This window comes from Pedobacter sp. Leaf170 (genome assembly GCF_920984665.1).
Classification (GTDB): Bacteria; Bacteroidota; Bacteroidia; order Sphingobacteriales; family Sphingobacteriaceae; genus Pedobacter.
Genome location: NZ_CAKLBP010000011.1, coordinates 46,974 through 61,386, shown reverse-complemented (window position 1 = coordinate 61,386; position 14,413 = coordinate 46,974). Strand labels below are relative to the sequence as shown.

Here is a 14,413-nt window from a genome sequence, read left to right as displayed (position 1 = left end):
AAGAATTAATCAAATCACTCTAAAGTCCTGATATTAAACATAGGTTTTATCTAATAGAATATTTAGGTCGCTTCTTCCATGATAAAGTAATCGTCTTTGGGCTTTAAATATATTATAGTCATATCACTAATCCGGGCAATAAGTCTCTCCCAAAAACGGCAATATCAATGGTTGAGTGATTTGATATTACAATTTAATAATATTATTTGAATTGCTGCGGGTTATATTAACACTATTAACGGACCTGTAATTCGGGATTAGTGAAGAAATAACCGCAGCTAAAAGTTACGACAGGTGTCACAAAGATGAATGGGTTAAGGCAATTGACATACCTAGGAATGTGTAATATTGTTAGTTTTTGAATGTATCAAAAATTACTTTAGTAGAAATTGCGGGAAAGGCGAGGTAAACGGTTTAGCAACTATTTTTTTTCGCATCACTCCCTTATTTGTAAAATGGCGAGCGAGTTCATAATTCTTGTCTAAAAAATCATCAGTTCCATCAGGCCTTTGATAATAAAAATTCCAAATAAGCCCACAATTCTTGTGTCCAAAAACTTCTCTGAACATTGTTCTGTCTGATAACCCACACGAATGTCCAACAATGTATACCTCAAACGAATCCATATCTAGGAAACTCATTAACCTTGTGTAATTAGTAGTTTGAAAATATGCGAATGATTTTATGTGCTGAAATACCGTATTGGTTTTCAGGCTTTCAAACTTGACATACTCCTCGTCATATTCGTCACCAAAACCAAAGATTATAGGATTCTCTTTTGATTTCAATTCTCCATGGATTTGATTAATGGATATATTAGTAGCATAACCTCTTCTATGGGTCAATCCCGGATATTCGTAAGTTTCGTAGTTGTTTAATGTTTTTGTATAATTAAAATTCAAAAACATAATGTTATTTGGAAGATTCATTTGGGGTTCATTCATACTCCTTGTTCTGATCGGACCATGAAATAGTCTTTGAATCTCTTCACTCGGTTGGAGATCAACGATTTGACTGGTTAAATAATTCTCCAATTTTTTTTTAAGAAAATCAAACTGAATATTCAGCTTCTGAATTAAATCGACATTTGCAGGTTTAGTTTGCAACAGCCTTAATAATTCCTCATAATAATCATTTTCTAAATCAACCCATTTTAAATTATGAGCTTTTTGCAAGCTATCCTTCAATAGACTTGATTTAAACACTACACTGGTATATTGATTGCTCTGTAATTCTTTTAATATCTCGAAAACTTTGCTTTTGTCCCATTCTGTGTTGAATTCTCTAGTTCCATGATATGTATTTTTTATCTCAATCAACTCATCGCCATGATAGAATTTGGTGTTAAATGAATCGATTACACTAATGAGATAATTGGTGAGGAAATCGCAATAGCTCGTTTTAAGTCCATGAGCGAGGTCAAAACCGTTTCCTACAATTACGAGTCTATTCATGATATATTATTCCCCCTCAGGCTCCCTGCTATAAATATCATCTGCTCCCATCTTTGAGCTTTTCAATTTCTTTTACTTGTCTGTCAATCTCCTTTTCATGGCGCTCAATAATTTGCCAGGCATTATTAAGATTCTTGGTAAGAATTAGCATTTCTGTCGTGAGTTTATCAATCCTGTCGCCCATTTCAATGGTTCCCATTAATCCGGTCTTTTTTCTGGTATCGTTTGACCGCATATTACCTTTGCCATCCATCAACCAATCTCTGTTTAGACCATACTTCTTTTGAAGTAAATTTATCACTTTTACATCAACGGCAGTCTCTCCAGATTCCATATTACCGAGCTTACCTCTAGATATTTCTAATAGAGGAGCAGCTATGTCCATATGGTTGTCCACAAACAACTTCCTAAATTGCTTTAATCTCGCTGCTAGTGCTAAATCATGCTTACTCATTATTTTGTATTAAGTGTGTGGTAATAGTGCTTATACATTTTCTTCTGGCTCCCTACTATAAATATCATCCGCTAAATCCTTCAACACTTCCCAGGCTTTTGATAAGTCGTCATCTGTAAGGCGGGCATGCCCGTTTCCTGACTTTGCATTATTGATCTTATTGTGTAAGCGAACTCGCGGGTTTGCGATTCCCTCATACATTTTATTTGCTATACCTGTAGCGTTTATCTCTGGCCTTGCCATGATCTGTTTGAAATCGTCTTCTTTCATGGGTGCAAATATACGGTGCATATTCTAAGTAAGATACATTTGTTTCATAATGACAATAATATGACATTAATATCGATTATGTAAGATATATTTGTTACATACAAAAAGCAGTTAACATTATGAAATCATTAGTATTTAAAACAGCATGGCAGATTGCCTCAAACTTCGGAACATTTGCAGAGGCATTAAAACACGCATGGGAATTGATAAAATTAAAGTTCGCCATGATGAAAGGTGTAGTTGAGTTCTCATATCGCAAAGTTGATGGTAGCATTAGAACTGCAGTAGGCACATTACAATCACCTCATGTGAACTATGAGTATAAAGGGAAGCCTAGCACCAACAAAACACTTGCATACTATGACCTTGAGCAAGGTGGTTTCAGATGCTTCAAAATCGAAAACTTAATCTATTAACCAGATATATCATGAAAAAGCAAATTAAATCTTTAGCGAGACCAGTGCAATGCCTATACGGTATTGCACTTGAGAGAGAGGAATTAAGAGTTAAACCTTTAAGCGATAGCAAATCTGTTTGCTGCGTGCCTTTCGAAAGTAAAGACCACTATACCTGCATGAACGATGGCGAGTTATTAACCACTACCATTGAAAATAAACAATATTTAGTCATCGCCACCCTTTCAACTGGTGGAATGATAAGCTAACCAAGAACCTCAAACTAACACAACATGAAAAATACAACCAAAGCAACCGCAGCAACTACCAATGATAATAGATTTGAAGGCGTAGACCATAGATGCCTATTGCCGGGGGAGGAAAATGTCAAATGTGACCATTGGGGTTGCAAAGTCACAGCTAAACTACCACACTATTACCCAGGTTGGAAAAAATTCTTTGAAGATAGAGGAACAACCCGCTTCCATGTGCACCACCGCGATTTATCTCGCTATACCAAAAAGCAATTAGCAAGCATGCCTAAGGAAGCGAAAGAACCTAAAGCATGGTTAACGCCAATGCCTGCGGGTGATGGCGACCAACCAAACCTTAATACAGGTTGGATTGTGGAAGCCGCAGGACTTTGGCCGGACCGCAGCATCTATAATGCTAATGAAGTCGAATTTATCCATGTTGAGTATCAAACTATAAGAAGTAAGTCAGAAGCAGATATCCAAAAAGTTATAGCTAATGGCTTAGTAGGCTTAGATAATTATTCAGCAAAGCTTAATCAAGTGGTAACGGATGTTAAAGAGGTTGTGATTTACGCAGGAAAGGAGGCTGTAAATGGTTAACATAACTAATGTTCAGCTTAATGGCAGGTTTGAGGATAAAACCCAAACCAAGCCCATCAGAGCAACTCTATATCATATTGACGGAACGACATCCGTAATAGAGTTAAACGTGCCCAGGTACTCAACTTGGAGCGATTATGAGGAAAATGCCTGCATGATATTGAAAGAGTATTGTAATATCCTTGCAGCTCACTGGGTACAAATCTATAAGTTCTCAATTCAATCAGGTGAATATGATGAGCAGGGGAACTTTGAAAGTTACGCTACCTATCAGGATAACCATATACCTGAAGGCAAGGTGTTTGTACGGGGCAACTTTGGCGAGTGGGTTAATTTCGCTGCGGCATATGCTGCGGATGTAGAGGCTCAATGTGTTGCATTAGAAAGGAGGGGTTTATAATGGTTAAGCTTCCAATAATTTCTACTCACTGGCCATTCTCAAAATACAGGAGGATGGCTCGCTTTAAAACCATTTTGATTAGAAGCCTCACGAAATTCTTCATCCTTGTATTTGCTGCTGTTTATTTCACTTCCTGCAAAAAGATTGAATGTAAACCGGAACCGCAGCATATTAAGCTTCCTAAACCAATTGATAAAAATCCACAGATACCAAATATTATAGTAGTGAAAGGAGGCCATAATGGGAACTAAAGAAATACTCAACTATATGAAAGGCGAATTGAAAGTCCTTGCCGGTAATCTTGAAATGATTGAGAAAATGCCCGAGGAGCAAGGAATGTCCTCCTACAAAGATTTGGCTCTTGATCTTGCAAGGGTTGCATGCCGGGTTAATTGTGCGATTGCTAATAGAGACACAAAAGGCATAACGCAAATTAAATGGCGCCAACACCAGCGAGAACTTAAGCAAGCGCTTAAAGAGCAGCACGAACTAATTGTAGCAATATTCAATAACGAAGTAAACTAACATGCCATACCCTAAAATCATACTTTATAAACACAAAACTTACAGCGATGGAACACACCCCATCATGCTGCAGGTTGTTAAGAAAGGCAAGGCCATTCGTAAAGTGATTGCCAGGTGTAAAACAGAGGATTGGTTAATTAGCAAACTGAGAGTTTCGCCAAGGCACCTGCAGGCCCCCAGGATAAACAACCTGATTGAGAATGCGCTTAAGAATTATGGTCTTGAGAAAATCTACACTTTCCGCAGCTTTTTTGAAATGGAAAACGAAAACTACAGGCTAAGGCAACAGGTAGGGAGATATCATATAAATCAAGCATTATTAAATCAGATCATAGCTTTTAAAAAGGATGTAGATTTTGAGGATATTGATGAAAGCTTTATTTACAAGTTTGCTGCATATCTCCGGAACGATCTTAAAAACTGTGCAAATACGATTAAGGCAAAAATGACTGTTTTAAGCACTTTGTTCCGTAAAGCAATCAAAGCTAAGCTTGTCAAAGAAAATCCGCTAATTGATATTAATTTCAAGCGGGAGCAATCGATTAAAGCCAAGCTTAATGTTAATGAGCTGCGGTTGCTCATGGAAGCTGATTTGCCTCCAAAGCTTGCAGAGGTAAGAGATATGTTTATGGCGTGTGTGTATCTGCGGGGCCTACGAATTGGAGATTTGCTGCGGCTCACTGCTGATAATGTTAAAGAAGCAAGGATAACTTATGTTGAATCTAAAACAGGCAAGCAGCATAGCAGTGCCATCATACCTGAGCTGCAAATTATTATTGACAGGTGGCGAGGTAAAAGCCGCGATGGTTATATTTTCAGCTTATTGAAAGTGAAGGAGTCAGCAGATCCTTTCGCAAAACATAAAGCTGCAAATCGTGCAGTGGCCATAATCACATCGAGACTAAAGCGTATTGCAAAGCAAGTGGGGATTGATAAAAACCTAACCAGCCATATTGCCCGGCATAGCTTCGCGGTCCTGGCTAACCAAACAATACAAAATACCACAATTACCAAAGACCTGATCGGTCACGCCACACTGGCAATACATGAGGCGTACATAACCGAAGTTAAGGACGATATCATAATGGATGGTTACGCAAACCAAGTATTTAACCTTTTAAAACACTAACAATGAAAACAACATACATTTTACCTGCACTACTCCTGATCACCATATTATTAACATCCTGCGAAAAAGAGAACCCGCAGCCATGTATCCAAAAATCACACACATTACCGGTGCCAAAGGATAAATTAATCATGAAATAAATTAAATTAGCGAAATGTTAAAGCTAAATGAGTTGAGGCCTGGTAATTGGCTAGTAAGCCAAAATATAGATAGTTGGGGTGATAACTATGTTTTCATGGCTAAAGTATCTGAGGTGCACGAAGACAGCTTTGGAGCGGTTCAATATACTCACAATGGTAATGGCGTGGTTTATTCGGATGCACCAGGTAACCATGAGTTTAAACCAATCCAAATAAAATCTGGTTTTGCAGAACGAATCGGCTTAGATAAAGGCGTAAATGTAAATGGTAACGATTACCACCTTGCTGTTTACACTGATGAAAATGATCAGGATACTTATCATCTTTACATTAACAATGAGCGCCTTCCGGCTATTTACTTTGTGCACCAGCTACAGAATCAATTTTTCTATTTGTCGTTTACAGAGATTGCTATAAAGTTGGAGGATCTGTTTTAAGCTAACTTTATAAATTGAGTTAAATCACTTATCGATGAAATGCTACATGTGCGATGAGCCTGCTACAAGTGTTGAGCATGCCCCGGCAAAATGTTTTTTCCCAAAAGGATATCGGAAGGATTTAATAACCGTGCCATCATGCGCCATCCATAATAATGAAACTTCAAAAGATGATGAGTATGTCCGAGGTATTATTGTATCATGCTCAGGAAACAACAGTATTGCTCTAACACACTGGCGAGGATCGGTGCGCAGTGGATACCTTCATAGTCCTAAGCTGTTCTTAAAAACTTTCAGCAAGCAAATAGATAGTAGTTTCTTTCACGATAGAAAGCGTGTTGATGATGTGATCATAAAAATTTCTCATGCAGTATATTTTAAGGAATATAAAAAACGCTGGCAATCTTATCCCACACCATTTTATTATAATTTTCTTTTTGATGATGGAAAAGCCGATATCCATGAGAGGCTTCCAAATTATAAAGATATCCCTGTGTGGCACATCTTTGAAGGCGCAAATCAATCTGTTTTCAAGTATCAGTTTTTCGATGGCAAGGTTGATGGCCATTCAAATTGTATCTTGAGGATGATTTTTTATGAAGGCTTTGAGGTAATCGTTATTCCAAGATCCGAAAAGTTAGAGCTTGACTACAGTTACAAGCCAGAGGGATTATAAATATTCAGACTTTTCAAAACGATACGCGCGCGCGCGCGAGGCAAGCGAGATTTTTTGACGGTCATAGAAGGATAGTCAACTCTCCATGAGGCGCAACCTTGCTGCGGTCTTGCAATGATTTTTCGGAGGTCACTACGCGTGCGTGAAGATTTTTTCACGGTCATTACACATGTTCTAACTCTGCTTAGATACTAACTTCCACTCACAGCCTTGCCCGCAGAGATGAATTTTTGACTTTAATTTAAATGTGCTTCAACTGTCGCTATTAGTTTATCGATATCAAAAGGTTTAGATAGAAAAGTCGATGCACCTGCTTGGTTAGCAATTTCTTCACCATCTCTACTCGCTGATATAATTATAACCGGAATGCCGCTTAGCTTTGGATGTTTACGGATCATTTTGAGGAGTTGATCTCCCGAAACGACTGGCATCCACAAATCAAGGATTAACAGGTCTGGTATCTCCTTATCGATAAGCGATGGGATATTTATGCTGTTCATTTCTGCTATTATATTGTGTCCTGTATCTTCTAAAATAATTTCCAGCAAGTCTATGATTCCTGGGTCGTCATCGCAAATTATTATCTTCTTCTCTTTCATATTACAGTTCTAATTTTTTGGTAACGTGAAACTGAAAACAGAACCTTGTCCTTTTTCACTTTCAACCCAGAGTGTACCCTGGTGGTTTTTGATAATTTGGTCACATATGTATAGTCCAATTCCCATTCCAGGGAATTTCTTTTGCACTTCATTTCCCCTGTAAAAACGCTCGAAAACTTTTTTTGTGTCTTCTGAATTAATTCCTACACCATAATCTTTTACCGATACTTTTACATATTCACTGATGTTGGCAATATTAACTTCAATGATTTTTGAATCCGGAGCATATTTAATAGCGTTTGAAAGAAGGTTATTTATAACCTGAATGATGTGAGATTCATCACCAATAACTTCTGCATTGGTTGACCCCTTTAATATGATTTTATGACCGTGAGCAGTTGCCTGAATTGCCTCAACCGCCTCTGTAATAAGTTTATCAAAGTTAAAAGGAGCTTTGTGTAATTCGATATTGCCAGTTTGTATCCTTGATACATCCAATAGTTCTGAAATGAGATTGTTGAGTCTATCAACATAAACGGCAACTTTGTCCAGAACAGATTGATATTTATCATTTGCCTGCTCAGGTACAGATTTCTGAAGCACCTGAATAAACCCCTTTATGGTAGTTAGTGGAGTTTTGAGTTCATGGCTTGCAATTGACAAAAAATCATCTTTTCTTCTCTCTATATCCTTACGTTCTGTTATATCTTCAATAGCCAAGAGTATTTGGTCTTTATACTGCCCCTCAAGCTCAATTCTATACGCATTCAGTAGCATCAATTTTCGCCCAATGTGTGGAAAATCGTGTTCCACTTCAAAATCTACTACAGGGTTGTTAGTCGGTAGTATTTTAATTAGTAGTTCCCTAAGCTGCGGGATATCCCATTGGCTATTTCCTAGCTTGTAAAGTTCTTTTCCGACAGTTTCTTCAGCACTAACTTTAAATGTCTTTAAAAAATGATAATTTGCGCTGATAACATTGAAATTTGGATCTAAAACAAGTAATCCCTCTCTAACCGTCTCGATGATGCTGGAAAGAAAAGATTCGCTATCCCTCAAATCTGCTGTACGTTCCTCTATTTTCTTTTCCATTAAAGACTTTTGCTGACGTAAATCATGCTCAGCATTTTTTCTAGTGGTAACATCATTTTGCACACCTATGAAGTGTGTTACATTTCCATCTACATCTTTCACAGGCGACATAAATAGTTCATTATAAAATAAATCACCATTTTTTCTGTAATTGCGGATATCAACTCTGCATTCTTTGCCTTCTTTGACACATTTGGCTAGAATCTCACGTTCCTTTTGACTTCTATCCTGCGCTTGCAAAAAGCGACAATTGTGACCAATAATTTCATTTCTTGAATAACCTGTTATGGTCTCAAATGCAGTGTTACAATAAACAATTGGATTATCTTCCTGCAAGTTATCTGTAATTATTATACCTGATATGGAGGCGTCCAAAGCTTTAGTTAACAGCTCGAAGTTGTCGTTTATTGATGTTCCGGAAAAATCAAATTTTCCTTTTAGAAATTTATTCACTTACAAAAAGTTAAGTTTTTTATTCGATATAAATTGACTTCAATTTACTGCTTGCAAAATATGAAAAAGAAATTATACGCAGTTATTCCTTGTATTATTATTGCAAAACTCAAGGTTTTAAACAGATTCCTTGGTGTACAACTCTGCGCCGCTTCCATATTGGTACAAATAATTCAGTTTTATTGGTTCTCTGGTATGCCAGAATTGAGAATCAATTTCATTAACCTTCTTAACAATGCCCTTTACATCGGCATCGTCATTCAAAATTATATTTAGCTCGTGCGGACCAACCTCAATAACATCGAATATATCCTTCTCCAAAGCTGATTCCTTTAGTATGCTTATCATGTTTTTCATGTTTCAATAACTGTATTTAATTGAGAAGGTTTTGATGTTTTCGTAAAATTATTAAGAATAAAATAATTGAGTTTTCGGAGTCAGTCACGCGAGGGAAAATAATTACTTAACAGGCGAGAAACAGGCGAAAATCCCACACAATCCAACACATAAAAAAGGGGTGTTGAAGGTTTTGACACGGTCACTTATTATTATAGAGTTTCTCAGTATTGCCCTCTGTAATATCATTAAAGATTTTTTCATAGTCAATTCGCGCATGTAAGGATAACCATGTCGATGTTTCTTGTGCAATCAAAGATTTTAATACGGTCATCTCGTGTATAGAAGAACCTTACAAAACCTAACATAAAATCGGAAATTGAAGAACCTCACAAAACCTCACCTTTTTGAGAAAAACCCTACAAAACCCAACATTCAAGCCAGTATTCTAAATACGATAAGACACGAACGGAAATTGGACCAGAGTAGCAATCGCCTTGAGTAGGTTGTTAACTTTTGTTAAGGTTGAAACCGATATTTATAACCTATCATTGAAATCCCTTTTGAATGCTAAGGTAGAAATCTGTCTTTTACTGGTAACATAATGAATGTTAGTAAATGTTAGTATTTAAACCAGATATCAGAAGCTAAGCCGGAATTCCGGCTTTGGTCTGAACAGTTCAATGTTGACAAATGTTGACATTCAAGCAAGTAGTAGGAACCTCACAAAACTAGACATTCAAGCCAGAATATCAGAGGTGCAACGTGAGAATTACTACTTAGCTCACAAAGGCAGTACATGTTGAAAAATGTTGAAATTCAATCCAAGCGAAAACTTAACAAAACTTAACATGTTTCGAATAAACCTCTTATTGATAGCGTGCTTACCTGGCAGCAAAACTTCACAAAACTTCACACTACTTTCGTTTTACACGCTGCGATTAAGTATCAAAACCTGAGAAAACCTGAGATGTTTTGAGTTTTGAACCGAACAAAACCGTACAAAACTTGACATTGATAAATCAAAAACGTGAGAAAACGTGAGTTAAATTTAAAATTCAGTAATTATTTGAGTGCTATTTCTTGCTATCACCATCTTGCAAAACCTCATAAAACCTCATGTTAACAGGCAAAATACAGGCAAAAAACACCACTTAGAATGAATAGAAGATTTTTCTACGGTCAATTCGTGTGCGCGTAAAATTAAGCTTAAAGCAATTATCGTATATCTCTATACGTGCGTGTAGAACGCTTTTGTTAACATTTCTTTGCCTTTTCCTTGCGCAAGGTTGTTGTTAAATGTTGTGGTTTGATGCTAACATTTGCTAACACTATTTCGAATTATCCACTATCTCAATGCGTGCGTATGCTGACAAATGCTGACAACTTGGTGCAATTATCCCACAACACCACCCGGATGAGTACTGACAGTTGGTGAAGTTTTTCAGTTGAATGTGTCCTTTTGTTAAAATAGATCCTGAATTAACGGCGTTTCGTGTAAAATAAATTCGAAAATATACTTCGACTCAGCTTTGGTGCTACCTACATACAGGTTTGATGTAAATTAACATCAGAGTTGGACGTTTAGCCAATAACAAATTTAACTTTGGAACATAAACTAATTTAACTCTCATTATGTATAAAAAATCTCTATCAACTGGCAGAGTATTAATCTGCGTCCTTTCGCTTAGTCTATCATTTCTCATCGGGTGTAAAAAAGAATCTGTAAGTATTGAAGGAAATAAACAATTGGTCGAAAATTCGAGACAATGGTATGAAGCTCAACAAAAAAATTTAGATTCCAGAATAAAATCTTCAACTGGAACAACCAATCAATTAATTTTTAAACCAGACTGGGATTTAGTAAAGGTCGATAAATCGGGTGACGCAACAATAATAACGACTTTAGTGAATACTAACTTGTCAAACATCGATAATGGCCAAACTCAGTATAACTTAGTTATAAAATATGATGGTAATCATTTCGAGTCAAAAGTTGTCACAGTCCCAATAGACAAAGCAAAGTCCAGTAATAGAATGAACCCAAAAGAGTTGTATGAACTTAGTTTTCTAGAGATAACAGATAAAGAAAATATAAAACGTCGATCAGCTAACGTTTACTCGAATAGATTCGTTTTGGAAAGGCAGGATGAAAATAGCTTTACAAGAAAATTTAATGACAAGTTGCAGGCATTGAACAGTAAAGATTTGGTCAAGCTAAAGGTTACGGTTTGCATGGATTTATTTCTGACTACTGATTGGTACACAAATGGTGTATACCAAAACACTTCGACAGTATTTGTAGGAAGTCATTGCTCAGATGTGATGGCGACAGAGGTTTGGTGGATTGCCAATGATGACGGGACTTATCATGCGGGGACTAGATACCAAAACGTCGATTCTCGTGATACAAACGAAATGAAAGCTTTTGAGGAAGATTATAAATCTCGTATGTCGAGCCGTGAACTCGGAATTTACAACTCCATGACTCGGACTAACCAGCTTAGTTATTTGGCAAATGCGAAGAATGCTCTTGATGAAACTCAAACTAGATTTGCCGGTGAGCCTATGACCGATAGCAAAGCTGATGCTTTCAGACATGCATATTTTAGTATGCTTAATGTTGACGCATTAGGTCTGGCATTGGCAGAAAGCTTGGGCACAGCTCACGAGGATGGAGGTAATAACTCTGCGCTAGCCAAGCAAATGGATTTATACAATAATGCTATTGGAAGAAGTGCTCACCAGCCAGTGAATATCAATCAACCTGGATATTGGAGCATATATGCTAACATAGCTAACTCGTTATTAGTTAATGGAAATTTAAAATATATTTTATACGGACAGTTATGCCCAACTAATATGTAAATTTATGAAAACAATACTATTGTTAATTTGCTCAATAATTTTGTTTCTAAGTAGTTGCAAAGAAGATAAACAAGTTGTGCAATTTGATTTGACACCGCAATTAAAAAAAACTATTCAATTAATGGGCACTTCACCAAAACCTATAAATCTAAACTTATGTGATTTTGTTAAATTCTCATGGGACTCTGTTTATGTGATTGAGCCATATGCGAGTGAGATACAATTGAGAAACGCTGGGTTTGATAATTCTGCGATATTTGAAAAGAAAATGCCTGAACTAACCTTAGATGAGAGTAAGAGTATTTTGTTATTCATCAATCGAAAGCACATAGAACAGTACTGTATAGTGGATCGATCACTAGTCGACTTTTCAACAATTATGAAAAGGGGACGTCGAGTTTTAAGTATGTCAAAATCCGATGCATGTAATAATGCTGTTTTTGAGAGAGGTACTGATGGAATCGTAATTTTAAAAATACCTTAATTTTCTAATGTTGAATCGAAATATAAGTTTTTAGATGGTAACAGAACTCATCGAATGTATGTATATTCATCTTAAAATAATGATTGAGTTAATTAATTCTCAAGCTTTTGAAATTGGTTAAACTATTGCGTAATTTTGGGGCACTCAAAACAGATAAAGTTTTTAGAAAGTGGGCAAATAGTGGGCAAGAGCCTTTTTTGTCTTAACGTAACTAATTAATTAGCAACAATTTAAATAAAAATAATATGTCATCAGTAGAGACAACATACCTTCCTTACAAAGTTAAGGACATTTCACTGGCAGAATGGGGCCGTAAAGAAATCGAATTAGCCGAAGCAGAAATGCCAGGTTTAATGAGTTTACGTAAAGAATTCGGTCCAACGCAACCATTAAAGGGTGCTCGTATTGCAGGCTGTCTGCACATGACTATCCAAACGGCTGTATTAATTGAAACTTTAGTGGCTTTAGGCGCAGAAGTTACCTGGTCATCATGTAACATTTTCTCAACACAAGATCACGCTGCTGCTGCAATTGCTGCTGCAGGAATTCAGGTTTACGCTTGGAAAGGCTTAAACGAAGAAGAATTTGACTGGTGTATTGAGCAAACTTTACACTTTGGTCCTGATCAGCAACCATTAAACATGATTTTAGATGATGGTGGCGATTTAACCAATATGGTTTTTGATAAATACCCTGAGCTAATTGCTGCAATCAAAGGTTTATCAGAAGAAACTACAACCGGTGTACACCGTTTATACGAAAGAATGAAAAACGGAACATTGCACTTACCTGCAATTAACGTTAACGATTCTGTAACTAAATCTAAATTCGATAATAAATACGGTTGTCGCGAATCATTAGTTGATGCGATTCGTCGTGCAACTGACGTAATGATGGCTGGTAAAGTTGCTGTTGTTTGTGGTTATGGCGATGTGGGTAAAGGTTCAGCAGAATCTTTAAGCTCGCAAGGCGTGCGTGTTATTGTTACTGAAATCGACCCAATTTGTGCTTTACAAGCTGCAATGGAAGGTTACGAAGTTAAAAAATTCGCTACTGCCGTTAAAGAAGCAGACATTATTGTAACCACAACTGGTAACCGTGATATCGTTCGTGGCGAGCATTTCTTAACCATGAAAGATAAAGCTATCGTTTGTAACATCGGTCACTTCGATAACGAAATCGATGTTGCCTGGTTAAACGAAAAATACGGTTCAACCAAAGTAGAAATCAAACCTCAGGTAGATAAATATACTATCGAAGGTAAAGATATCATCTTGTTGGCCGAAGGTCGTTTAGTAAACTTAGGTTGTGCAACCGGCCACCCAAGTTTTGTAATGAGTGCTTCATTTACTAACCAAACTTTAGCGCAATTAGAACTTTGGACTAACCCAGGTAAATACGAAAATAAAGTTTACGTTTTACCAAAGTATTTAGACGAGAAAGTTGCTCGTTTACATTTAGAAAAAATAGGCGTAGAATTAGACGTTTTAGATCAACACCAGGCTGATTATATCGGCGTTCCGGTAGAAGGTCCGTTTAAATCAGACGAATATCGTTATTAATCGCTTCCTCGTCATTGCGAGGAACGGCTTGCCCCGACTGTTAGGGGAAGCAATCTCATTTATGAGTTGTCAAAAGGGATGTGCAAATTGCATATCCCTTTTTTATCTTCCTGTCATCCTGAGCTTGTCGAAGGACAATAACTTCCGTGTTTTCTGTGTTTCCGTGGCAAAAAAAAGAATATTTTGAAAAGGTACGTTCAGTAATACTTCGGCAATTTCAGCCCTGCTGTACACTTTACTTCTCCCGATGAAATATCGGGATCCGTGTTTGTTTCCATCAGGTTT

Annotated in this window: 18 protein-coding genes; 12 read left to right on the top strand and 6 right to left on the bottom strand. The window is 36.9% G+C overall.

Features of this window, described 5'->3' with window-relative positions:
• Positions 1–374: 374 nt before the first annotated feature.
• From LUA90_RS19070 to LUA90_RS19060, 3 genes are all read right to left on the bottom strand, one after another.
• The gene (locus LUA90_RS19070) at positions 375–1,454 is read right to left on the bottom strand and encodes an AbiH family protein (protein WP_231492196.1); all 1,080 of its coding nucleotides are present in this window, start codon (positions 1,452–1,454) and stop codon (positions 375–377) included.
• A gap of 37 nt (positions 1,455–1,491) precedes the next feature.
• The gene (locus LUA90_RS19065; protein WP_231492195.1) at positions 1,492–1,788 is read right to left on the bottom strand and encodes a hypothetical protein; all 297 of its coding nucleotides are present in this window, start codon (positions 1,786–1,788) and stop codon (positions 1,492–1,494) included.
• A 150-nt stretch (positions 1,789–1,938) separates the two neighbouring features.
• On the bottom strand, positions 1,939–2,178 hold the full coding sequence (locus LUA90_RS19060) for a hypothetical protein (RefSeq protein WP_231492194.1): 240 nt from the start codon (positions 2,176–2,178) through the stop codon (positions 1,939–1,941).
• Positions 2,179–2,297: 119 nt separating this feature from the next.
• Here LUA90_RS19060 and LUA90_RS19055 point away from each other — a divergent pair, with 119 nt between their 5' ends.
• The 9 genes from LUA90_RS19055 to LUA90_RS19015 all read left to right on the top strand — a co-directional run bounded on the left by LUA90_RS19055 (position 2,298) and on the right by LUA90_RS19015 (position 6,734).
• Positions 2,298–2,594: an SH3 beta-barrel fold-containing protein gene (locus LUA90_RS19055; RefSeq protein ID WP_231492193.1), complete on the top strand. Its 297-nt coding sequence runs from the start codon at positions 2,298–2,300 to the stop codon at positions 2,592–2,594.
• Between the two features lie 11 nt (positions 2,595–2,605).
• Entirely contained in the window at positions 2,606–2,842 is a 237-nt protein-coding gene (locus LUA90_RS19050; protein WP_231492192.1) for a hypothetical protein, read from the top strand.
• Between the two features lie 24 nt (positions 2,843–2,866).
• Positions 2,867–3,427 (top strand): hypothetical protein, encoded by a 561-nt coding sequence (locus LUA90_RS19045; RefSeq protein ID WP_231492191.1) that lies wholly within the window; start codon positions 2,867–2,869, stop codon positions 3,425–3,427.
• Entirely contained in the window at positions 3,420–3,827 is a 408-nt protein-coding gene (locus tag LUA90_RS19040; RefSeq protein WP_231492190.1) for a hypothetical protein, read from the top strand. The genes LUA90_RS19045 and LUA90_RS19040 overlap by 8 nt, the downstream gene beginning before the upstream one ends.
• Before the next feature lie 240 nt (positions 3,828–4,067).
• On the top strand, positions 4,068–4,352 hold the full coding sequence (locus tag LUA90_RS19035) for a hypothetical protein (RefSeq protein WP_231492189.1): 285 nt from the start codon (positions 4,068–4,070) through the stop codon (positions 4,350–4,352).
• 1 nt (position 4,353) lies between these two features.
• A complete protein-coding gene (locus LUA90_RS19030) occupies positions 4,354–5,481 on the top strand; it encodes a phage integrase SAM-like domain-containing protein (protein ID WP_370635377.1) in 1,128 nt (375 codons plus the stop codon).
• Positions 5,482–5,483: 2 nt separating this feature from the next.
• On the top strand, positions 5,484–5,621 hold the full coding sequence (locus tag LUA90_RS19025) for a hypothetical protein (RefSeq protein ID WP_231492187.1): 138 nt from the start codon (positions 5,484–5,486) through the stop codon (positions 5,619–5,621).
• Between the two features lie 14 nt (positions 5,622–5,635).
• Positions 5,636–6,058, top strand: a complete 423-nt coding sequence (locus LUA90_RS19020) for a hypothetical protein (protein ID WP_231492185.1) — start codon at positions 5,636–5,638, stop codon at positions 6,056–6,058.
• Positions 6,059–6,092: 34 nt separating this feature from the next.
• Positions 6,093–6,734 carry a hypothetical protein gene (locus LUA90_RS19015; RefSeq protein WP_231492184.1) on the top strand — a complete coding sequence of 214 codons (642 nt, stop codon included), beginning with the start codon at positions 6,093–6,095 and terminating at the stop codon, positions 6,732–6,734.
• 236 nt (positions 6,735–6,970) lie between these two features.
• On the opposite strand, the gene LUA90_RS19010 is transcribed toward LUA90_RS19015, so the two are convergent.
• From LUA90_RS19010 to LUA90_RS19000, 3 genes are all read right to left on the bottom strand, one after another.
• On the bottom strand, positions 6,971–7,333 hold the full coding sequence (locus LUA90_RS19010) for a response regulator (protein ID WP_231492183.1): 363 nt from the start codon (positions 7,331–7,333) through the stop codon (positions 6,971–6,973).
• A gap of 9 nt (positions 7,334–7,342) precedes the next feature.
• Complete coding sequence (locus LUA90_RS19005; protein WP_231492182.1) at positions 7,343–8,878, bottom strand: PAS domain-containing sensor histidine kinase; 1,536 nt, start codon at positions 8,876–8,878, stop codon at positions 7,343–7,345.
• 117 nt (positions 8,879–8,995) lie between these two features.
• Positions 8,996–9,226 carry a hypothetical protein gene (locus tag LUA90_RS19000; RefSeq protein ID WP_231492181.1) on the bottom strand — a complete coding sequence of 77 codons (231 nt, stop codon included), beginning with the start codon at positions 9,224–9,226 and terminating at the stop codon, positions 8,996–8,998.
• A 1,623-nt stretch (positions 9,227–10,849) separates the two neighbouring features.
• Between LUA90_RS19000 and LUA90_RS18995 the strand changes: the two genes are divergently transcribed.
• The 3 genes from LUA90_RS18995 (at position 10,850) to ahcY (ending at position 14,128) form a co-directional block, all read left to right on the top strand.
• Positions 10,850–12,082: a hypothetical protein gene (locus tag LUA90_RS18995; protein WP_231492179.1), complete on the top strand. Its 1,233-nt coding sequence runs from the start codon at positions 10,850–10,852 to the stop codon at positions 12,080–12,082.
• Between the two features lie 4 nt (positions 12,083–12,086).
• Entirely contained in the window at positions 12,087–12,566 is a 480-nt protein-coding gene (locus LUA90_RS18990; protein ID WP_231492177.1) for a hypothetical protein, read from the top strand.
• Positions 12,567–12,811: 245 nt separating this feature from the next.
• Positions 12,812–14,128 (top strand): adenosylhomocysteinase, encoded by a 1,317-nt coding sequence (gene ahcY / locus LUA90_RS18985; RefSeq protein ID WP_231464133.1) that lies wholly within the window; start codon positions 12,812–12,814, stop codon positions 14,126–14,128.
• Positions 14,129–14,413 lie beyond the last annotated feature (285 nt).